The sequence below is a fragment of the Paenibacillus thailandensis genome, from assembly GCF_042685365.1.
GTDB classification, from domain to species: Bacteria; Bacillota; Bacilli; order Paenibacillales; family Paenibacillaceae; genus Paenibacillus_AP; species Paenibacillus_AP thailandensis.
The window spans coordinates 396,705-417,022 of the sequence record NZ_JBHUMY010000001.1 but is presented as its reverse complement, the minus strand read 5'-3'; the positions used below and the strand labels follow the sequence as shown (position 1 = coordinate 417,022).

At 57.2% G+C, this 20,318-nt stretch carries 15 protein-coding genes and 1 pseudogene; 10 read left to right on the top strand and 6 right to left on the bottom strand.

Features of this window, described 5'->3' with window-relative positions:
- Nucleotides 1-251 precede the first annotated feature (251 nt).
- Genes ACFSW5_RS01915 through ACFSW5_RS01905 form a run of 3 tightly spaced genes read right to left on the bottom strand, consistent with a single transcriptional unit; the run spans nt 252 to nt 4,112 of the window.
- Nucleotides 252-1,670 (bottom strand): response regulator, encoded by a 1,419-nt coding sequence (locus tag ACFSW5_RS01915; RefSeq protein WP_379269142.1) that lies wholly within the window; start codon nt 1,668-1,670, stop codon nt 252-254.
- Entirely contained in the window at nt 1,648-3,108 is a 1,461-nt protein-coding gene (locus tag ACFSW5_RS01910) for a sensor histidine kinase (RefSeq protein WP_379269140.1), read from the bottom strand. The genes ACFSW5_RS01915 and ACFSW5_RS01910 overlap by 23 nt, the downstream gene beginning before the upstream one ends.
- On the bottom strand, nt 3,105-4,112 hold the full coding sequence (locus tag ACFSW5_RS01905; protein WP_379269137.1) for a substrate-binding domain-containing protein: 1,008 nt from the start codon (nt 4,110-4,112) through the stop codon (nt 3,105-3,107). The genes ACFSW5_RS01910 and ACFSW5_RS01905 overlap by 4 nt, the downstream gene beginning before the upstream one ends.
- Before the next feature lie 688 nt (nt 4,113-4,800).
- On the opposite strand from ACFSW5_RS01905, the gene ACFSW5_RS01900 reads away from it, so the two are divergent.
- The 8 genes and pseudogenes from ACFSW5_RS01900 to ACFSW5_RS01865 all read left to right on the top strand — a co-directional run bounded on the left by ACFSW5_RS01900 (nt 4,801) and on the right by ACFSW5_RS01865 (nt 12,037).
- Entirely contained in the window at nt 4,801-5,649 is an 849-nt protein-coding gene (locus ACFSW5_RS01900; protein ID WP_379269135.1) for a GNAT family N-acetyltransferase, read from the top strand.
- Nucleotides 5,650-5,957: 308 nt separating this feature from the next.
- Complete coding sequence (locus tag ACFSW5_RS01895) at nt 5,958-6,239, top strand: ArsR/SmtB family transcription factor (RefSeq protein ID WP_379269132.1); 282 nt, start codon at nt 5,958-5,960, stop codon at nt 6,237-6,239.
- Nucleotides 6,240-6,313: 74 nt separating this feature from the next.
- Nucleotides 6,314-7,516: pseudogene (locus tag ACFSW5_RS01890) on the top strand (MFS transporter).
- A gap of 214 nt (nt 7,517-7,730) precedes the next feature.
- Nucleotides 7,731-8,510 (top strand): Cof-type HAD-IIB family hydrolase, encoded by a 780-nt coding sequence (locus tag ACFSW5_RS01885; RefSeq protein ID WP_379269129.1) that lies wholly within the window; start codon nt 7,731-7,733, stop codon nt 8,508-8,510.
- Between the two features lie 208 nt (nt 8,511-8,718).
- Nucleotides 8,719-9,234 (top strand): CYTH domain-containing protein, encoded by a 516-nt coding sequence (locus ACFSW5_RS01880; RefSeq protein ID WP_379269126.1) that lies wholly within the window; start codon nt 8,719-8,721, stop codon nt 9,232-9,234.
- Between the two features lie 87 nt (nt 9,235-9,321).
- Nucleotides 9,322-10,500: a MalY/PatB family protein gene (locus tag ACFSW5_RS01875; RefSeq protein ID WP_379269124.1), complete on the top strand. Its 1,179-nt coding sequence runs from the start codon at nt 9,322-9,324 to the stop codon at nt 10,498-10,500.
- A 113-nt stretch (nt 10,501-10,613) separates the two neighbouring features.
- Entirely contained in the window at nt 10,614-11,351 is a 738-nt protein-coding gene (locus ACFSW5_RS01870) for an HNH endonuclease (RefSeq protein ID WP_379269120.1), read from the top strand.
- 260 nt (nt 11,352-11,611) lie between these two features.
- Nucleotides 11,612-12,037: a GNAT family N-acetyltransferase gene (locus ACFSW5_RS01865; protein WP_379269117.1), complete on the top strand. Its 426-nt coding sequence runs from the start codon at nt 11,612-11,614 to the stop codon at nt 12,035-12,037.
- Between the two features lie 57 nt (nt 12,038-12,094).
- Here the strand turns inward: ACFSW5_RS01865 and glsA are convergent, their stop codons facing one another.
- The 3 genes from glsA to ACFSW5_RS01850 form a co-directional block, all read right to left on the bottom strand.
- Complete coding sequence (glsA, locus tag ACFSW5_RS01860) at nt 12,095-13,036, bottom strand: glutaminase A (protein ID WP_379269114.1); 942 nt, start codon at nt 13,034-13,036, stop codon at nt 12,095-12,097.
- Between the two features lie 243 nt (nt 13,037-13,279).
- Complete coding sequence (gene yhbH / locus ACFSW5_RS01855; protein WP_379269811.1) at nt 13,280-14,431, bottom strand: sporulation protein YhbH; 1,152 nt, start codon at nt 14,429-14,431, stop codon at nt 13,280-13,282.
- Between the two features lie 300 nt (nt 14,432-14,731).
- Nucleotides 14,732-15,817, bottom strand: a complete 1,086-nt coding sequence (locus tag ACFSW5_RS01850) for a GGDEF domain-containing protein (RefSeq protein WP_379269112.1) — start codon at nt 15,815-15,817, stop codon at nt 14,732-14,734.
- 237 nt (nt 15,818-16,054) lie between these two features.
- Here ACFSW5_RS01850 and ACFSW5_RS01845 point away from each other — a divergent pair, with 237 nt between their 5' ends.
- Both ACFSW5_RS01845 and ACFSW5_RS01840 read left to right on the top strand, forming a co-directional pair.
- A complete protein-coding gene (locus tag ACFSW5_RS01845; RefSeq protein WP_379269109.1) occupies nt 16,055-17,221 on the top strand; it encodes an exonuclease SbcCD subunit D in 1,167 nt (388 codons plus the stop codon).
- Complete coding sequence (locus tag ACFSW5_RS01840; RefSeq protein ID WP_379269106.1) at nt 17,218-20,310, top strand: AAA family ATPase; 3,093 nt, start codon at nt 17,218-17,220, stop codon at nt 20,308-20,310. Before ACFSW5_RS01845 ends, ACFSW5_RS01840 begins: the two co-directional genes overlap by 4 nt.
- The last annotated feature ends 8 nt before the right edge of the window (nt 20,311-20,318 follow it).

Here is a 20,318-nt window from a genome sequence, read left to right as displayed (position 1 = left end):
TCTGTTGTTGTCGCTGCTTTTGAGGCGAAACGATTTTTTGCCGATAATCCGGCGGCAAACGTTTGCCCTCGAAAAGAGCAAAATCCATTGTAGCATGCTTCAATAAGGGTTCCCTTACGATTGCCTGCATATAATTGGGGAGAATAAGCATTTTATTTAGGAGAAACGTCATCCCGGCTCGCATCCTTGACGAGAAAGCAGCACGATTTTAACCTTTTAGACAAAAAAGTCCATGAAAGGACAGGTTTCCTTCATGGACTTTCCTTATTTTCCGCTTCTTCCCGGACGCCCCGGCTCAAGGCTGGATGACCGAGCTGCGAGCGGTACTCGGAAGGCGATACTCCCGCAATCTTTTTAAAAACGCGGCTGAAATAATTCGGATCTTTATAGCCGATCTCGTAGCTGATTTCCTTTAAGCTTAAATTTCCTTCGGCCATTAACGCCTTGGCTTCCTCGATGCGGATTCGCGTGACGAAATCGATAAACGATTCTCCGTTGTATTGCTTGAATACTTTGCTGAAATAATAGGGGTTCAAATGCACATGCTCCGCCGCTTGCTCGAGCGACAGATCCTCGCGAAAATGCTCCCGGATGAAGGCGGCGGCTTGGTCCATCAGATGCAGCGTCTGATGATCCCGTTCCTCGCGGATGCGCTGAATCGCCATTTGGACGTAGCTTCCTTTGACCAATAGGCCGTCATCCTCCGCATCGGCTTTGTTGTCGGAGCCGCTCTCCGGCGGCAGCTCGCCGTATTTGGCGACCTGCCGGGTTTCCGAAGCGGAGGTCGAGGCGAATACGGCTTCGTAATACGAGCGGCGCATGCCCTCGGCGCCGGTGCCCGCCATGCCGATGCCGACGGACAGCCGGATTCCGCGGCTGTTTTTGGCCGCTTCCGCCAGCTTGTCCGCCAGCAGCAGCGCTTCGTCGGGCAGAATCTCCTTGTCCTCTTCGCTTCCGGCAAGGAATACCGCCATATGCAGGTCGACAAGCGGACTTACGATCGTCTGCATTTGCCGGGGCAGCGAAGCATGCTTGACCGTATCTCGGATCAAGCCGTAAAATTCGCGAAGCTCCGTTTCATAAGAGCGGCCGCCTCCCGGCTGATATTCCGGAAACGCCGCGACGATCGCAATGCCGGCTCCGCCATGTACCCCCAGCATCTCCAGCAGCTCCGGAATGTCCGTGGCGTGAACGGCGTGCGTCATGAAGCTGAGCGCCAATTCCGATTCGGCAAGCTGAAGCATTCGGATCCGGTTTTCCTTCATGGAAAGCTCCTCGTGCCGGCTGCGCTTCTCCATGTCCAATTCCCGGACGATGCGGGAAAGAAGCGTGACCACTTCTTCTCGTCTGACCGGCTTGGTCAAATATTCTTTAACCCCTAGCGATACGGCTTGTTTGGCGTATTCGAACTGCTCGTAGGCCGTGACAAGCACCATTTTCACGTTCGGATCGCCGGCTTTTATTTCCCGGAGCGCATCCAGTCCGTTAATGCCGGGCATCTTAATATCCATCAGGACGACATGGGGACGGAATTCCTCCGCTTTTTCAATGGCCGTCCGTCCGTTCTCCGCGTGGACAATCCGGAACGTATCCGGCATCATCCGCTCGACGATCAGCTCGAGGCCTTCCCGCTCCAGGGCTTCGTCGTCAGCGATCAGCAGGCGGTACATGGTCGTTTCTCCTTCCTTCATGGGGTATTCGGATCGTAATCGTCGTGCCTTGACCCGGTGCGCTTTCGATATCGACCAGATCCTCTCTTCCGAAAAGCAGGGCAAGACGGCGGAAGACGTTTCGCGTTCCGATGCCGGTCGACTTTCCTTCGGGCCGCTGCAGAGCCGAGCCCCCTTCTTCCGCACGAAGCAGAGCGCGGCGAGTTTCCTCCGTCATTCCGGATCCGTTATCCGACACCGCAATCAAGACGTCGCCGTTTTCCTTCCGAATGTTGAGGCCGATCCGGGCTCCCGATTCCATCGCTTCGATGCCGTGGATAAAGGCGTTTTCGATCAGCGGCTGAAGCAGCAGAGGAGGCACCTCGACGTCCAGACAGTTTTCCTCGATGCGCTGGTCGAAGGCGATGCGGTCCCGGAACCGGGCTTTCTGAACGGCGATATACGCTTCGCAATGCTCGACTTCGTCGCGCAGCGGCACAAGCCGGTTCTGCTCGCGAAGGCTGTACCGGAGCAGGTTCGAAACGGTAACCGTCAAGTCGCTTGTCCTCTCCGCGCCTTCGATCAGCGCAAGCTTGGAAAGAGCGTTCAGCGTATTGAACAGGAAGTGGGGATTGATCTGATTTTGCAGCGCTTTGAGCTCCAGCTCCTTCACGAGCTTCTCCGTCTCCAGCATGTTTTTCTCTTTCGCCATTTGCTCGATCAAATCGTCCAGCATGCGCGAGAAGGCGTCCGACAGAATGCCCAATTCGTCCCGGCTCGATATGGCCGGCCGCTCGGTTTGCAAATAACCTTTCGATACTTGCTTGGCCGAACGGACGAGCCGCTTGATTGGCCCGGTTATGCCGCTGGCCAGCCATAACGCGAACAATATCCCCATCACCGTGTCGGTGACGATCAGGGCGGAAGCCCATTGGTTCATCCGTTCCGTCTGGGCGAACAGCCGGCGGTAGAACGGCTGATAGTAGCTAAGCTCCATATCGATAATTTCGCTGCCTTGCGCCCGGATGTACGTTGCCGTTTTTTCCGCTTCGGCGTACTTCGCCGCGTAAGCCAGGGAACCGGGGTCGCGGGCGGCCTGAACGGCAGCTTCCTCCTGCTGCGCGAACGCGGCGATCATGCTGGCGTAGCTGCGCAAAGCGAGTGCCGTTTCGGGCACGGCATGCGTCGACGGGAGGCCGTCCGCGATGTCCGCGAGCTCATCCCGCTCGTTAATATATGCCTCGTAGGAGGCGGAGCTTCTTTCGTTCAAATACAAGTTAAGTGCGGATAAGTTGAGTTCCGTCTGGGCGGTCAGCTGCGAATAGGTCAGCAGCCTCTCCAGCATGGCGTTGTAGCTTTCCTGCACGTTTCGGCCGCTTTGAAAAATAAAAAAGGCGGCGCAGTTGACCAGTAAGATAATAGCCGGGATAAACACGACCAATTTTACGCGTATGCTCATGGCGCCTCACCCTGCCCGCTGCCGTCTTCGGTTCCGTTTAAATTCGATCCGTTCAGAACGGTGAAAGGCGTATAGGAAATATCGGATACGCTTTCTCCCGCGAAGTAGCGGTTCAGCAGCCGAATCGCTTCTTGGCCGATCATTTTCGGCTGCTGAACGACCGTCGCCGCGACGGAGCCGGCTGCAATCGCTTCCCGCGTCGCCTCCAAATCGTCGAACCCGAAGACGCGGACATCCGTCCGCCCGGCTACTTTCACTCCTTCGGCAATACCGGGGGCATCCAGTCCGCTTAATCCGACCATCGTGCTGATTTCGGGATGTGCGGTAAGCATTTCAACCGTTTGCCGCGCCGCCTCGATACGCGACAGCTTCGACTGCCCGATAGCCGCAATCGTATACCCGTCGGCGGATTCGACAACCGACCGGAAGCCTTTGAGACGCAGCTGCTGATTGTCGGCTTCGGGACTGCTGATAATGACGCCGATGCTTCCATGCGTCTCCTCTCCGCCCGCAACGAGCTCGCCCAGCAGCCTCCCCGCCGCCAGGTTATCCGTCCCGACGTAAGCAAGACGCTTGCTTTCCGGCGCATCTGAATCGACGGTCACGACGGCGATGCCGGCTTCTTCCGCTTGGTCGATCAAACGGTCGTATGGATCGCCTTTAATGCCTTGAATCAGAACGGCGTCGGGTTTCGCCGCAATGGCTTTGGCCAGCAGGTTAATCTGCTCCTCAGGATTCGTCCGGTACGGCGCCCAATATTCGACCCCGATGCCAAGCTCGTCGGCCGCTTCGGCGACGCCTTGTTCGAGCATCTGCCAGTAGGGCGTGTTCTGTTCCTGCGAGATGAGAATGACGCGCTTGTCCGAAGGATGGCCGGCCCCGTTCTCCATCTCCCGGACCAGCTTCACGTTCTGAGCCGCCGCCGTTACGAATTCGTACAGCACGAATAGAAGTGCGGCCAGCATGACGGTCATGGCGGCGAGCCATTTATGTCTGGTGTTCATGCGTACTCCTTTGCTCTACCTATATTTGCTCAGGGCATCCGCTCCGACTGCGAGAACGTCCAGCCGCCGTTAGAGGAAGGCAGTGCCGTTTCCGCTTGGGTAGTTTTTCCTTTCGTGCCCGTTCCTAATCGGATATGTCAGTAGCCAAGTATAATACACATCGGGGGTTGCCGCCAATAGCCCCGTTTCGTTGGCGGGGCAGCCGAGGGGAGGCGAGTTCCAGCGAATTGCAGGCTTTGGTAACGAATTCGATAATCGTTATTGCGCAAACAAATGATGTTTTTGGTTTTTAACGAACTCCAGCGACGTTATTTGCGATTATTTAGACGTTGTCTGCACCTATCGGACTCCATAGCGTCGGTACGGTTCGCTGCCTAAATGAAACCAAATAATTCGGCAGGAATAAGCGTTATACGGTTCGTTAGAGCGAAGTGCCGCAAGCAGGCGTTGAAGGCTGGCGGCAAGTAAGCGTTCCAAGCCGGAGGCAAACAAGGGCAGTGAGCGCTGCAGAACGATTTTGGGAAGATCCGCATTTTACTTGAAGATCTTCATTTTGCTTTTGGAAAATTTGGTATAATGACAACAAATCAGAGGGGGGACGGAATATTGGTTCGTTTATTGTCCGAACTGCGGGGAGAAGCTTCCGGACTAACCGAATAACGTTTCCGACGATAGGAGTGTATGGAATATGACGATACGAACAATAGGGCCGGGAGAACGTTATCCGATGGATCTTCTCCTGTTGGCCGACCCGGAGGAAAGGGCGGTTCAAGCGTATCTTTCGGACAGCGAATGTTATGTGCTCGAACATGAAGGCGAAATCGCAGGCGTCTGCGTGCTGCACAAAAAGGACCAGGCGGCTGCCGAAGTGATGAATATCGCCGTCCAAGAAGAGCTTCAGCGCAAAGGCTTCGGTCTTAAGCTGCTGCGTCATGCCGTCTCGCGCGCTCGAGAGCTTGGATGCGCGCGGATCAGCATCGCAACCGGCAATTCCAGCGTCGGCCAGCTTTATTTGTATCAGAAAGCGGGTTTTCGCATCGTTGGCGTGGAGCCCGATTATTTTACGAGAAACTACGACAATCCGATCTATGAGAACGGTCTACTTTGCCGGGACCGTATTCTATTAAGCATGGAGCTTGAGGAATTTCCGCTTAAAGGGAATCGCGGCGAAGCTGTTCCTTTGCCGGTAAGCATCGAAACGGCCAATCATTACATATGGGGCGCCCGATGCGACGGGTGGCCGCTCGTGGAACGGCAAGATCTTAGCGTGAAGCAAGAACGGATGCCCGCGGGGACGGAGGAGATCCGCCACTACCATAAGCGGGCCCGTCAATTTTTTTATGTGCTGGAAGGGAAATTGACGATCACGTTTGAGAACGGGAGCGTTACGGCAAGCAAGGGACAAGGCATCGAAGTCGAACCCGGAGTGCTTCATCAGGCTCGAAACGAATCGGCTGACAATGTTTCGTTTCTTGTTGTGTCCAGTCCGACGACCCGGGGAGACCGTCATGAGGCAAGCGTACCCGGCAATAAATAGGAGGAAACCGGAATGGAGCGGCTCCGGGGAAAGATTACGTCAAGGAAGCGACAGAACGGGATGCGGACAGACGCAAGAGAGGGGAGGGATAGCCGGTGGAGCTTGTTCTGATCCGTCACGGACAAGGCGTCCCGCGCATGTTTCCGCTGCCCCGGAGTGGTCGGGAGCTCGTGCGGCACAGGAGCCTGGCTTAGCGCCCGAAAAAAAATTTGCTTCCCCCCGTCTTCCCTGTTTACATTCGAGAAGCGATATGATACCTTTATTTCCACGGATATAGAAATAAAGACATCAGGCGAAGGTGAGTTACGATGGTAGAAGATAACGCAGAAGTGCTGCAGGCTGTTAAAGTATATAAAGCCCTTGGGGAACCGACCCGGCTCAAGATCGCTCTGCTTCTTTCCGAGGAGAGGAATCTCTGCTGCTCGGATATCGGCAGCAAGCTGGAATCCGTGGCCGGATCGACGCTGTCCCATCACCTGAAGCAATTGACGGAATGCGGACTTCTGAACCTCCGCAAGGACGGCACCTATATCTACTACAGCGTAAACCGCGAGGTGGCGCTGAAATATGCGCCGTATTTGCTGCAGTAATTTTTTTTGTCTTTATTTCTATATATTTAGAAATATAGAAATACAAAATGGGATCGGAGAGGAGCATTATTTTTATGTCTGCCGCTTGGAAAATTTATTTGCTGGCCGTTATCAGTTTTTTGGTCGGTACGTCCGAATTTATTATCGCCGGCATTTTGGATAAAGTCGCGGAGGACATCGGCGTATCCGTATCCGCTGCCGGACAGCTCATCACCGTCTTCTCGATCGCTTACGCATTCGGCACGCCGATTCTGATGGCTGTAACCGCGCGCATGGAAAGACGAGAGCTGCTGATTTACTCATTGATTGCCTTCGTCATCGGCAACGGAATAGCCGTCGCGCTGCCGGGATTCGGCTTCCTCGTCGCGTCTAGAATTGTGTTGGCGCTTAGCACCGGGGTGTTCGTCGTGACGGCGCTAACCGTCGCCTCCAGGCTGGCTCCTCCCGACAAGCAGGGCAGCGCCATCGCGACCCTCGTAATGGGCTTCAGCACGGCGCTGATCGTAGGGGTGCCTATCGGCAGGGTTATCGCCTCGGCTTACGATTGGAAGCTGACGTTCGGGGGAATCGGGCTGCTCGGCATTGCCGCCATCCTTCTTATTCTCGCTTCGATTCCAAGGTCGGAAGGGGAGGAGCCGGTACCGCTGCGGGATCAGCTTGCGCTGCTGAGGAACCCGCGAATCGTCGTCGCTTTATTCGTTACCTTCTTCTGGATCGGCGGCTATTCCATCGCTTATACGTATATCTCGCCGTATCTGCTGGAAATTACGGGGTTAAGCGAGCAAGGCGTAAGCGCCGGCCTGTTCGCATTCGGCATCGCCAGCCAGATCGGCTCCAAGCTCGGAGGGTTCGGCACGGACAAATGGGGCGCCCCCCGCACCCTGATCGGCGGCATGCTGCTTCATACGGTTGCGCTCATCCTGTTGTCGCTGGCGGGCTAATCCGCGGCGGTCGCGCTCCCTGTGCTGATGTTATGGGCGTTCTCCGCCTGGTCGTCGGGCCCCACGCAGCAATACCATTTGCTGTCGCTCGCGCCGGGAGCGTCCGGCATTATGCTGAGCCTGAATACTTCGGTGCTGCAGTTCGGCATGGCGGCGGGCGCGGGACTCGGCGGTATTATCGTCAAGCAAGCTTCGCTCGCCTCCATCAGCTGGATCGGAGCGGCAGGCGTCATCGTCGCCGCGGCCACGGCGGCCGCTTCCTTCCGGTTGGCGCGCGTCCGTTCCCTCGGCCCATCGGCGGAACAGAGCAAGAGCATCGCGGAGACGGGCGCATAAATGAGGATCGGGAAGCTAACAAACGCGCGTCGAAATCTACTGCGCGTTTGTTTTGCTTAACCGGCACCCGGCGCCCGAGCCTGCAGAACAATCCGGTTAAGCCATGTTTCCCATTTGCAGGATAACGGTAGACATAACCGTCCAACTATCCGTATACTAAACAAAAATAGACAGCCGTCCGATGGCGGCGGATGGGATAGAGGGAGAAGGAATCATGACTTATAAAATCGTATTTTTCGACATTGACGGAACGCTCGTTAACGAGGAGAAGCAAATTCCGGCCGATACGGTCAAGGCCATCGCGGAGCTGAAGGAAACCGGCGTCGAGCCGGTTATCGCGACGGGACGCGCGCCGTATTTCATCAAGTCGCTTGCCGAAGAAGCGGGCATCTCTTCGTTCGTCAGCTTAAACGGCGGTTACGTCGTTTATAAAGGGGAGCCGCTTTATTCCCGCATTATCCCGAAATCAAGCCTGGAGGCGCTGGTTAAGCTGGCCGCCGAGCATAAGCACAGCCTTGTTTTCGAAGGGGAGCACGCGTTTTTTGCCGATACGGAGGATCATCCTTTTATTACGGAATCGGTTATGTCGCTTAAAGTGGATATGCCCGGCTACAATCCGGATTTCTGGCGCACGGACGATATTTATCAAGTGTTCCTGCATTGCGAAAGCAAGGACGAGCATCTGTACGAAAGCCTGCTGAACGAGCTGAAGCTGATCCGCTGGCATCCGCAAGCGATGGACGTGCTGCCGGCCGGCGGGTCCAAGGCGCAAGGCATCGAAGCGCTGCTCGACAAGCTTGGCTTGACCAAAGAAGAAGCCGTCGCGTTCGGCGACGGGCTCAACGACAAAGAGATGCTGGAGGCGGTCGGGTTCGGCGTTGCGATGGGCAATTCCCACCCGGACTTGCTGCCGTACGCCGATTATGTGACGACGGACGTTAACGAAGGCGGCATTCGCAACGGACTGATCAAGGCGGGCTTGCTGAAAGGCTGATGCGGCTTTACTTCGTTATCCGTATATCAAGGCAACGGTTCAAAAAAAGCCTTTGGAAGCGTGATCGCACTTCCAAAGGCTTTAATTATTTTTTATCCAGACCTTATTCAACATCACGACAATTGATAAACGATAACTGCGTCGCCTTTTGGCGCAAATATCGTCTATAATGGGGAAAAGCGATTTTTTTACAGGAGGAAGTAAAGGAATGAATGGAGCAACCCGGGAAATCGAACGGAAGTTTTTGCTGGGGAGGTACCCGGAGACGGAACTCGCGTCAGGCGAGCTTAAGCTGGTGAACCGCTTGCGTATCGATCAGACGTATCTTGCGTTCAGCGGCGACGAGGAGGTTCGGATCCGCAAGCTTGCCGTCGAAGCGGGCGAAGGAGCCGGAGAGCAATATTATACCCATACGTTCAAACGAGGCGTCGGCTTGTCCCGGGAAGAAATCGAATACCCGATATCCAAGGCGGTTTACGATCAGCTGCTTGGATTAGGCAAGCTCGTGCCGCTGCAAAAAACGAGAACGATCGTGCGGGACAAGGAAGGCGCCGTCTTCGAGATCGACGATTATACCGGACTTGGGCTGTTGACGGTAGAGACCGAATTCGAATCGGAGGAGAGCGCGCTTGCTTTTAAGGCGCCGGCATGGTTCGGCCGCGAGCTCGGCAACGAGGAAGAATTCCGGAACAAAAAATTGTGGCTCGACCTGCAAATCCGCTAGGTTCCCGGTTAAAGGCGGGACTGTGCTACAATAGAAGAACAGGACTTTCGAAAGTATGCTTGAATTAACGGGTGGAGGAGCATAGGAATGAAATACGATTTTAACCTGGCGGTCAACCGCATGGGAACGCGTTCGATTAAATGGGAGCCGGCCTTCCTGGAAAAGCTGGATGCCGCCGATACGCTTCCGCTTTGGGTCGCGGACATGGATTTCGTATCGCCGAATTGCGTTGTGGACGCGTTGCGAGAGAGGGTCGGCCATCGCGTGTTCGGTTACCCGTTTGCCGACGGCGATTATTACGATGCCGTAACAGGCTGGCTGAGCAAGAGACACGGCTGGGCCGTCAAGCCGGAATGGATATCGGTTACGCCGGGCATCGTGCCGGCTTTAAGCTTTATCGTCCGCGCGCTGACGGAGCCGGGAGACGGCGTCATCATTCAGGAGCCGGTTTACGCGCCGTTCCGGCAAACGGTCGAAGGACACGGGCGGACGCTGCTGAACAACCGGCTTGTTCAGACGGACGGCTATTACCGGATGGACTTCGACGATTTGGAGCGCAAAGCGAGCCTGCCGGAGGCGAAGCTGCTTATTATGTGCAGCCCGCATAATCCGATAGGCCGGGTGTGGACGGAGGAGGAGCTTCGCCGGGTCGGCGACATTTGCCTCAAGCACGGCGTCATCGTCGTCGCGGACGAAATTCACCACGATCTCGTCCTGCCCGGGCACCGTCATACGACGTATGCGGCACTGGGAGCGGAATACGCGGAACAGGCGATTATCTGCACGGCGCCAAGCAAAACGTTTAATATTGCCGGGCTGCAAAACTCCAATATTATTATTCCGAATCCGGAAATGAAGAAGAAGTTCGACAAGGAGCTGAACCTGTTTCACGTCGGCGGCTCCAACGTGCTTGGCTTGACGGCGGCTGCCGCCGCTTACTCGCCGGAGGGCGAGGAATGGCTGGAACAGCTTCTTGTCTATTTGGATGCGAACGCCGACTTTATCGGGCAATTTCTGGCCGGGCGGCTGCCGGGCGTCAAATACCGCAAGCCGGAAGCGACGTATTTGGCATGGCTTGATTTCAGCGCGCTTATTCCGAACGGCAAGCAGCTCGAACGTACGGTCAAGAAAGAAGCGAAAGTGCTTCTTAATCCCGGCTACGGCTTCGGGGAAGGCGGAGACGGCTTCATGCGCCTGAACTTCGGCTGCCCCAGATCCGTGCTGGAAGAAGCGCTTGAGCGCATAGCCCGGACGTTCAAGCCTTAACCGGTCATCCGCTTTGCGCCGGATACGGTCCGATATTCTCCCGCATGCTGCAATCATAACCGAACGTTGAGGTGACAAACGCGGGCCGCCCAGAAGGCTGTCCGGATAAAACCATGGCACAAACCGAGCAACCGACAACCAAACGATGCGTGCAATGCCATGAATGGAAGCCGTTGTCCGATTTTTTGCGCCGGACGGGCAAAAGGTCCGGCCCGCAGTCGCGCCGCGGCACATGCCGGAGCTGCCGCAAAACGACGGCCGCGAAGCGGAAGCCGCGGCCTCTCGAGCCCGGCGAGGCCAGCGAGCCGATTGCGCCGGTAACGGCCGCCGGACCGGAGCCGGCGAAGCAAGCCGCAAGCTCCGGGGCGCGGGACCGCGCCGCCCATTCAAGCGGCCGTTCCCGAGGCGCGCGGCGAAAAGAAAGTTCTCCGGCTCGGGCTGCAAGACCCAAACATTCGAATCCGCCCGCCTTTTCCCCTTCCGATCCCGGCTATTTGAAGGAAACGCGTCAGGGGACGATCCGGATGCGGGGGAAGACGGACAAAGGCAGGCGATGGTATCAGGAGATCACCAAGGAGCTTGCCGTTACGCTTGTGAAGGAAAAAGCGGCTGTCGTCGTAAACCGGCATACGATCAAAAGGCTGTTCAGCAACAAAGATTTCCGTAAATATATTTTGACAAGAGATCATTATACTTGTTATTTTTGCGGAGAATACGGCGATACGATCGATCATTTGCTTCCGCGGGCCAAAGGGGGCCATACGACGCCGGACAATTGCGTCTGCGCGTGCAACGTATGCAACCAGTCCAAGGCCGACAAAGATTTGGAGCAATTTATGCGCGAGATTTAAAGGATGAGCGAAGAGACCCCGTCTATAGAGACGGGGTTTTTGGCATTCCCGGGAAATCGGTTCGGATTGTTTCTGCCGATGTGTAATTTTAACAAATAGAGTATGATGAAGGGGAGAGTCAGCGGTTTGCCGCGATTCTCTTGGAGCAACCGATTTGAAAGGGGAGCGAGCGAAATGGAGTTTAGGAAAGGAAGCCTGGATTAATCCGGGGCGGCTGCAATTGTTAACGGCCGCCTGACTTGAATGGAGAGGTGGCACAGATGAGAAATCAATCATATGAAATCATTGAACGTCTGCCGACGGCGGAAGAGCACTTGACGTTATGGGAATCCGTCGGATGGGGAACGGTCGATCGGGAGATGGCGGAGCAATCGCTTGCGCGATCGATTTACGGCGTTATTGTTCTTTTTGGAGGGGACGTCGTGGGCATGGGCCGGATCGTCGGCGACGGAGCGATGTATTTTTATATTCAAGACGTGGCCGTATTGCCCGAGCATCAAAAGCGCGGTATAGGCGATATGATCGTACGCCGCTTGCTTGATTTCATCACATCGAATAAACGAAACGACGGAAATGCCTTTGTAGGGCTGTTCGCGTCGCGAGGAAACGATACGTTTTACGAAAGGTTCGGCTTTCAAGATCATTCGCTCGACATGACGGGAATGTTTAAAGTATTGGAGCCATAACAAGCGGAAGCCTTCGACGCTCATAGCGCGAAGGCTTCCGTTATTTTGGGAGCGGATCTAGAACATGCTCCAATCCAGCTCCTGCGACATCGTTTCCAGCAGCCGCACGCCGGCCCGGCTGTTCCCTTTTGCGTTCAAAGCGGGACCGACAATCCCGATGCCGAAGCGGCCGGGAACAAGCGTCAATATCCCGCCGGAGACGCCGCTTTTGGCCGGCAGGCCGACTTGGATGGCGAACTCGCCCGAGGCGTTGTACATGCCGCATGTCGTCATGAACGTTTTGGCGATCTGGACATAACGTCTCGGGATAAGCGTCTGGCCCGTCAGCGGATCCGTGCCGTCGCAAGCGAGCACTAAGGCCATTCGCGCCAAATCCGCGCAGCGTACGTTGATCGAGCAGTGGCGGAAGTAGACGTCGAGCACGTCGTCGACGCTTCCGTTCAGCACGCCGTTGTCTTTGAGCAGATAGGCCATCGACCGGTTCAAGTCGCCCGTCTCCGATTCGGAACGGTAGACGGCCATATCGTAATCCAGACAGTCGTTCGCCGCAAGCTCCTTGAAAAAATGCAATATTCGGGCCGACTTGTCCGCGGCGTCCGCGCCTTCGATTAACGAAGAGACGGTGATGGCGCCCGCGTTGATAAGCGGATTGAACGGGATGCCCGGCCGCACCAGCTCCAGCTTAAGCATGGAGTTGAAATTGTCGCCGGTCGGCTCCATGCCGACTTTGCTGAATACAAGCTCTTCGCCGTTGTCCATTAAAGCCAAGATTAGCGTAAACACTTTGGATATGCTTTGCATCGTGAAGCTTAAGTCCGCGTCTCCCGCGGCGATCGTTTCCCCGTCCTTGCTTATCAGCGCAATACCCAAGGCCTCCTTGGGCGCTTTGGACAGCTCCGGAATATAGGATGCGACTTTCCCTTCCGAGGCAAACGGCTTGCCTGCTTCAACCCAGCCGGGCAGCGCGGTTTTGATTCGTTCGATTTCGGGGTTCGTCATACGGGAGTCCTCCTTGCGATTGTGCGTCGAAACGGTCCGTCCTTGGACCAGGACGATAAAGCCGTCACCGCTTGTTCTTGCAGCAAGTGTATCCTATTTTTCCGGTGTTGGAAAGCCGGTCTATAGCGGTCGGCTCGCAAAAAAGACATGCAAAAAAAGCTAACTCCAGCCGCGTGATCGCGGTATTGGAGTTAGCCCGATTCGTATCGCATCTGCTTGAAGTACGGAAGGCAGCGCTTCGGTTTAAGCGCCGGCCGCCGGTTTGGAGAAGAACGTTTTGAGCGCTTTATACACTTCGCCTTTGTCCCGGATAATCGAATACATAAATCTTTTGTTGGTAATGTTCTTGTAGGCGGACATCAGCGTGCTGCTCCGGTTATACTGGTTCACTTCGCCGTAGCCGAAAATATTGGCCCGCTCCAGCAGCCTGTCGATCAGCTTGACGCAGCGCTCGTTGTCGCTTGTCAAGTTGTCTCCGTCCGAAAAATGGAACGGATAGATGTTCCAGTTCGCCGTCGGATACCGGCTTTCGATCACTTCCAGCGCCTTCAAATACGCGGAAGAGCAAATCGTGCCTCCGCTTTCGCCCCGATTGAAAAATTCCTCCTCGGTTACTTCCTTCGCTTCGGTATGATGAGCGATGAACACAATTTCGACATGCTCGTATTTTCGCCGCAGAAATCTCGTCATCCAGAAAAAAAAGCTGCGGGCGCAATATTTTTCGAACGATCCCATGCTGCCGCTCGTATCCATCAAGGCGAGAACAACCGCATTCGATTGCGGCTTGACGATTTCGTTCCACGTCTTGAAGCGGAGATCGTCGGGGGAAATGCCGCCGATGCCGGATTTGCCCGCGTTGGCGTTCCGTTTCAAATTTTCGATCAGCGTTCTTTTTTTGTCGACGTTGGACATAATGCCTTTCTTGCGGACGTCCTGGAACACGACTTCGGTCGTCTCCACCTGATCGCGCTGCTTCTGTTCGAGATGAGGCAGCTCCAGCTCGTCGAACAGCATATCTTCCAGCTGGTCGATGGTGATCTCGGCTTCGACGTAATCTTCGCCGGGCTGATCGCCGGCGCCTTGGCCTTTGCCGGGGCCTTTGGCGGCTCCGGGGTCGACGCCGAGGACGTCTCCGACTTGGGAATCGCCGTCGCCTTGTCCGACGTGCTGCTTTTTGTTGTAGTTATAGACGAAGTGTGTTTCATCGATGCTTTTGATCGGAATTTTGACCGTCTGCTTGCCATCCGACAACACGATGCTTTCGTCGGTTACGATATCCGGAAGATTCTGTTTAATGGCTTCGCGCACCTTATCGAGGTGCCGCGCTTGATCCTCGTACCCTTTGCGGTGGAGAGACCAGTCCTCGCGCGACACGATAAACAACGGTTCCGTCATGATATCCACCTCGCCTTTTTTCTGAAAATCGGTCATGTGCGTCTTGTTCTTTCGCTGCAATTACGATCCGCCACCTAAGCCTTTACCGCTTGTTAATCAATATATTCAAGTCTCACCGGGTTATGTGAAGCAATACCGGCCCGTATCTATTAAACTTCCTAAATCATATAACCAAAAGGAGAGACGGCAAACCGGGCGTATGCGGCAGATAAGCGATGAAAAAAGCGGTACAGAAGAAGGTTTCCGTACCGCCTTTCTGGCATCCGACGCTGCGGGATAGAGACTCGGAATCGGCAGCGCTCATAAAACGGTGATTCTGTTTTTGCCCTCGTTTTTGGAGGCGTATAAAGCGCCGTCCGCTTTCGCGAAGCAATCGACCTTCGATTCTTGGCCGGTATAGGCGTGAAGGCCGATGCTGACCGTAACCGGCAGGCGGTTCATCTCGTCGATCGGCGTCCGGGCGATCTGCTTGCGGATGCGTTCCAGCTTCGAATAAGCGGCTTCGACCGACGGCTCGTGCAGCAGCACGACGAATTCTTCTCCGCCATAACGGGCGGCGAAGTCGTTGGGCTCCATATGCTCCTGAATGGAGCTTGCGACTTGCTTGAGCGCGATATCCCCGACGGCATGCCCGTACGTGTCGTTTACCCGCTTAAAGTTGTCGATATCGATGACGGCAAGCTGAAAAGGAAAAGCTTTCGATTGTTCCGGCGACGTCAATTTATCGAAGTATTCCTGAAACGATTTGTGGTTATAAAGGCCGGTCAGCGGGTCCATTTTGGACATCCGGTCCATAATGATATTTTGAATAAGCAGCTCCTGCTCGGACTCGATGGACCGCTGCAGCGATTGGACGAGCATCTTGCCTCTCGCGATTACGCCGAATCCGGCCAAATAGGAACCTGCAATAATGCTGCTAACGATGATAATGGCGATGACGGCGGGAATATCGAAGGGCGGCGTCTCCCAGAACACCCACATAAGCTCGGCGATGCTGACCGGCACCGAAACGGCCAAATAAAGCGGCCTGAAAAAAATGCACGTGACGAGCAGCGGAAATACGAACGTGACCGGCGCGACATGAATATCCCGGTAAAGGTACAGCACGAGCATGCAGGACAAAATATGGGAAGCCGCAATGAGGGCCAGGTGCGCCCAAGAGCTGAACTTCCGGATGACGAGCTCAAGAAGGAGCAGCATCGCGATCGCCATGAAATAGGCGGGGGTGCCGTCCTTCAGCATATGATTTTGGAACGGATGGCTAAAAGGGTCCGACAATAGTTCTGTAATCAACGCATGGCATATGAAAGCGATGAAGGTGACAAGCCATAAAATCGACAAAATGGTACGGTTCCATTTTTTCTCGTAAGCGGCATGAATGAACATGGGGTAAAAAAATCGCTCCGTTATCATTTAAATGTAAAAACGAATAAATTTACTATAACAATTAACAACGGGGAATACCCTATCTTTCGACAGTTTCCTATGTAAAAATTACTTCTGCGGCGGGCCGCCTCGCCGCGGCTTTCGCAAATAAAGGCAATTTGTTGACCTGTATAGAACTATCCCTTTTCTTTCGTTATGATAAATAGAGAGAGTAGCATGGCGGAAAGAAGGGTTGCTATGAAATTTATACATACGGCAGATTGGCATTTGGGCAAGCTCGTTCAGGGCGTTTATATGACGGAGGACCAGCGGTTCGTGCTGGATCAACTGATCGCGGCCGTTCGGGAGGAGAAGCCGGATGCGGTCGTTATCGCGGGCGATTTATACGATCGGGCCGTTCCTCCGACGGAGGCGGTAGAGCTGCTCGACAGGGTGCTGGAGGAAATCGTGATCGGGCTATCGACGCCGGTGCTGGCGATCTCGGGGAACCATGACAGCCCCGACCGGCTTGATTTCGGCACGAAGCTGATGGAAAGCAGAGGGCTTTATTTGACCGGTCGGTTCCCGGCGCTGCCGAAGCCGGTCGTGCTTGCCGACGAATACGGCGAGGTGCACTTCCACCTCGTGCCGTACGCCGATCCCGCGCAAGTGCGCCATGCGTTCGGCGACGAGCGGATTCGCACGCACGACGAGGCGATGAAGGCGGTCGTGGAACGGATCGCAGAGCGGATGGACCCGGGGGCGAGGCATGTGTTCGTCGGACACGCCTTCGTGACGCCGGGAGGGGTCGCGCAGCCGAATACGAGCGATTCGGAGCGTCCGCTTGCGATCGGCGGGGCGGAGCATGTCAGCGCGGACCATTTCGCTCCTTTTCATTATACGGCGCTCGGCCATTTGCATCAGGCGCATTATGTCCAATCCGAGCGCATTCGTTATGCGGGATCGCCGCTGAAATATTCCGTTTCGGAGGAAAAACATATTAAAGGCTTCTACGTCGTCGAATTGGATCAAGCCGGCGAAGCGCGGATCGAGAAGCGGGAGCTGAAGCCGCTGCGCGATATGCGGCGCGTCGAAGGAACAATGGAAGAAATCGAGAGGCACCCGCTCTCGGACGATTACGTATTCGTGACGCTGCTGAACGAAAATCCGGTGCTGTTCCCGATGGAGAAGGTGCGCGCCGTCTATCCGAACGCCCTGCATGTGGAGCGAAGGATGGGCCGCCGCGGCGAAAGCGGGCCGGAGGCCGGCGGAGAGGCGCAGGTAAACCGCAAGGAAGCCGACCCGGTCGCGTTGTTCGGATCGTTCTATGAAGAAGTGAAAGGCATGCCGCTCTCCGACGAGAAAAGGACGCTGTTCGCCGAAGCGTACGCGGCGCTTGTACGCGAGGAAGGAGGGGCCGTATGAGACCGCTCAAATTGACGATGAAGGCGTTCGGGCCGTATCGCGATACGGAAACGGTCGACTTCGCGGAGCTTGCCGGAAACCGGCTGTTTGTCATATCGGGCAATACGGGCGCGGGCAAGACGTCCATTTTCGACGCGATCTGTTTTGCTTTGTACGGTTCCGCAAGCGGCGAGGACCGCGCGGAGCCGCGAATGCTGCGCAGCCATTTCGCCGACGACGAGACGCATACGTCGGTCGACTTCGAATTTGCCGTAGGCAAGCGCACGTTCCGGCTGTTTCGCCAGCTTCCGCACCGGAAGGGATCGAACAAAAGCGAGACCGGGGGAAAGGCGGAGCTGTACGAAACGACCTCCGGCGAGGAGGTGCCGCTCGTCGACCGGTTTACGGTCAGCGACGTCAACGCCAAGCTGGAGACGATCATCGGGCTGACGAAGGAGCAGTTCATTCAGATCGTCATGCTCCCTCAAGGCGAGTTCCGGAAGCTGCTGACGTCGGATACCGACAATAAGGAGGAAATATTGCGCCGCATATTCCGCACGGAGCTGTATCAGAAGCTGGAGGAACGCTTCCAGAAGCGAAGCCGGGAGCTGAACGATCAGGTGAAGGACGCCCGGCTGCGGGCGGACATGCTGGCGAAGCAGGCGGAGGACGGGCTGCCGCGCAGAGCGGAAGGCGCGCTGGCGGAGACGCTCGGCCGCGAGGCGTACAGCCCGTCCCAGGTCGCCGAGGCGCTGGGGCAGGAGGCGCTGCACTACGAGGGCGAAGCCGGGCGGCTTGCGGAAGGCAAGTCGGAGCTTGCGAACCGGCTGGAAGCGAAGGAAGAGCAGCTGCGGCTCGCGGCGGCGCTTAACGCGCGTTTCGCCGAGCTGGAACGCGGGCGGACGAGGCTGGCGGAGCTGGAGCGGCAAAGCGGCGAATATGCCGAAGGCGAGAAGCGGCTGGCGCTGGCGGAGCGTGCGGCGCTGCTGGCGCCGTACGACGAGCAGGCGCGGATGCTGGCGGACGCCGCCCGGGCGAAGCGGGAGGCCGCGGCCGAGCGGCAGCGCGAGGCGGAGCAAGCGGCGGCGGCGCTCGAGCGCGCGGAGGCGCGGTACCAGGGCGAGGAGCGGCGGGAGCCGGAGCGGAGCGAGGCGGAGCGCGAGCTGCAGCGGCTCGCGGAGCTCGAGCCGGCGGTGGCCGCGCTCGCCGGGCAGCGGGCGGAGGCGGAGCGGCTCGGCCGCGAGGCGGCGGCGCTCGCCGCAAGGCTCCGCGAAGCGGAGGCCGCGCTTGCGGCGGACCGCGCGAAGCGGCAAAGCCTCGGCGCCGAGATCAAGGCGCTGGAGGAAGAAGCGGCTCCGCTGCCGGACAAGCTGGAGCAGCTGCGCCGGACGGAGCTGCTCGGCAAGCAGGTGTCCAAGCTGCTGGAGGTGGAGAAGCAGCTGGCCGGATTCACCGCGCTTGAGCAGGAGCGCGAGGAAGGGCTTCGCCGCATCCGGGAGCGGCATGACGAGCTGGAGCGGCTCTGGATCGAAGGGCAGGCAAGCCTTCTGGCCGCCCATCTGCACGACGGCGCTGCTTGCCCGGTATGCGGCAGCGAGCAGCATCCACGCAAGGCGTCCGCTTCCGGGCAGCTTCCTTCGCGGGAGGAGCTGCAGGAAGCCAAGACGACGCTCAGCCATGTCGAGCGCGAGCTGCTTGAAGCAAGGGCTCATGCGGCAGCCGCTCGCGCCGGCTGGGAAGGGGGCGTGGCCGAGCTGGCGGAGCAAGGCGTCGAGCCGGTCGATTTGCCGGCACGGCAAGCGTCGTTCCGCCAGCAATGGAAGACGCTGAAGGAGGAAACCGACCGGCTGCAGGAGGTGCAGCGTCTTCTGCGGCAGCGGCGGGACGAGCTGGAGCTGCTGGACGAGCAGCTTATCCGCCGCCAGGCGGCGCGGGACGAGCTGCAGCGGCAGTGTCAGCGCGCCGATCTGGAGCACGAGACGAAGAAATCGCTGCTCGCCAAGGAGCTTGAACGGATTCCGGAGGAATACCGGTCGGGCGACAAGCTGCAGGCGGAACTGGCCGCGCGCAAGGCGCAGGCGGACAAGCTGGCCGCCGCGTGGAAAGCGGCCCAGGAGGAGCTGCAGCGGGCGAAGCTGGCGCAAGCGGAGCGCGCCGTCCATGCCGAGCAGGCGGCGCGCCAGCTCGCCGAAGCGGAAGAGCAGGCGCGGGCCGCCGCCGCGCGCCTGCAAAGCGAGCTGCAAGCCGCCGGCTTTGCGACGGCGGAGGCGTACCGCGGCGCGGTTATCGCGCCGGCCGAGCGCGCCGCGCTGCGGGAGCGGATCGAAGCTTACCGCGCGGCCAAGCAGTCGGCGAAGGAGCGTATCGCCGAGCTGGAGCAGGAGCTTACCGGCCGGCAGCCGGCCGATCTCGAGCGGATGCAGGCCGAGCTGGCGGAGCTGAAGCGGGAGCAGGAGCAGCTCGCGGACCGGCTGCAGACGGCAATCCGATACGCGCAAGAGGCGAGACGGCTCGAGCGGGCGCTGATCGAGGCGCAGCGGACGATCAAAGAGCTCGAAAGCCGGCTCGAGCAGGTACTGGACGTCTATCAGATGCTTAAGGGCGATAACGCGCTAAAAATATCGTTCGAACGGTACATCTTGATCGAATATTTGGAGCAAATTTTGCATGCCGCCAATCTACGGCTGCGCGAGCTGTCGAACGGCCAATTCGTGCTGCAGCGCAGCGACCGGCTGGAAGCGAGGGGCAAGCAAAGCGGCCTTGGCCTAGACGTTTACGACGCGTACACCGGCCAGAACCGCGACGTCAAGTCTCTCTCCGGCGGCGAGAAGTTCGGCGCTTCGTTATGCTTGGCGCTGGGCATGACCGACGTCATCCAGGCGAGCCGGGGCGGCGTTTCCATCGAGATGATGTTCATCGACGAAGGGTTCGGCTCGCTTGACGAGGAAGCGCTGCATAAGGCGATCGCCGCGCTGGTCGATTTGCAGCGGTCCGGCCGGATGATCGGCGTTATCTCCCACGTTCAGGAGCTGAAGCAAGCGTTCCCCGCCTGCCTCGAAGTGACCAAAACAAAAGAAGGCTACAGCCGTACGAATTTTGTATTGAAATGAAACTGCCG

Coding starts and splice junctions, on each gene's coding strand:
- ACFSW5_RS01915 (WP_379269142.1), bottom strand. CDS start 1,670: ATGTACCGCCTGCTGATCGCTGACGACGAAGCCCTGGAGCGGGAAGGC.
- ACFSW5_RS01910 (WP_379269140.1), bottom strand. CDS start 3,108: ATGAGCATACGCGTAAAATTGGTCGTGTTTATCCCGGCTATTATCTTA.
- ACFSW5_RS01905 (WP_379269137.1), bottom strand. CDS start 4,112: ATGAACACCAGACATAAATGGCTCGCCGCCATGACCGTCATGCTGGCC.
- ACFSW5_RS01900 (WP_379269135.1), top strand. CDS start 4,801: ATGACGATACGAACAATAGGGCCGGGAGAACGTTATCCGATGGATCTT.
- ACFSW5_RS01895 (WP_379269132.1), top strand. CDS start 5,958: ATGGTAGAAGATAACGCAGAAGTGCTGCAGGCTGTTAAAGTATATAAA.
- ACFSW5_RS01885 (WP_379269129.1), top strand. CDS start 7,731: ATGACTTATAAAATCGTATTTTTCGACATTGACGGAACGCTCGTTAAC.
- ACFSW5_RS01880 (WP_379269126.1), top strand. CDS start 8,719: ATGAATGGAGCAACCCGGGAAATCGAACGGAAGTTTTTGCTGGGGAGG.
- ACFSW5_RS01875 (WP_379269124.1), top strand. CDS start 9,322: ATGAAATACGATTTTAACCTGGCGGTCAACCGCATGGGAACGCGTTCG.
- ACFSW5_RS01870 (WP_379269120.1), top strand. CDS start 10,614: ATGGCACAAACCGAGCAACCGACAACCAAACGATGCGTGCAATGCCAT.
- ACFSW5_RS01865 (WP_379269117.1), top strand. CDS start 11,612: ATGAGAAATCAATCATATGAAATCATTGAACGTCTGCCGACGGCGGAA.
- glsA (WP_379269114.1), bottom strand. CDS start 13,036: ATGACGAACCCCGAAATCGAACGAATCAAAACCGCGCTGCCCGGCTGG.
- yhbH (WP_379269811.1), bottom strand. CDS start 14,431: ATGACGGAACCGTTGTTTATCGTGTCGCGCGAGGACTGGTCTCTCCAC.
- ACFSW5_RS01850 (WP_379269112.1), bottom strand. CDS start 15,817: ATGTTCATTCATGCCGCTTACGAGAAAAAATGGAACCGTACCATTTTG.
- ACFSW5_RS01845 (WP_379269109.1), top strand. CDS start 16,055: ATGAAATTTATACATACGGCAGATTGGCATTTGGGCAAGCTCGTTCAG.
- ACFSW5_RS01840 (WP_379269106.1), top strand. CDS start 17,218: ATGAGACCGCTCAAATTGACGATGAAGGCGTTCGGGCCGTATCGCGAT.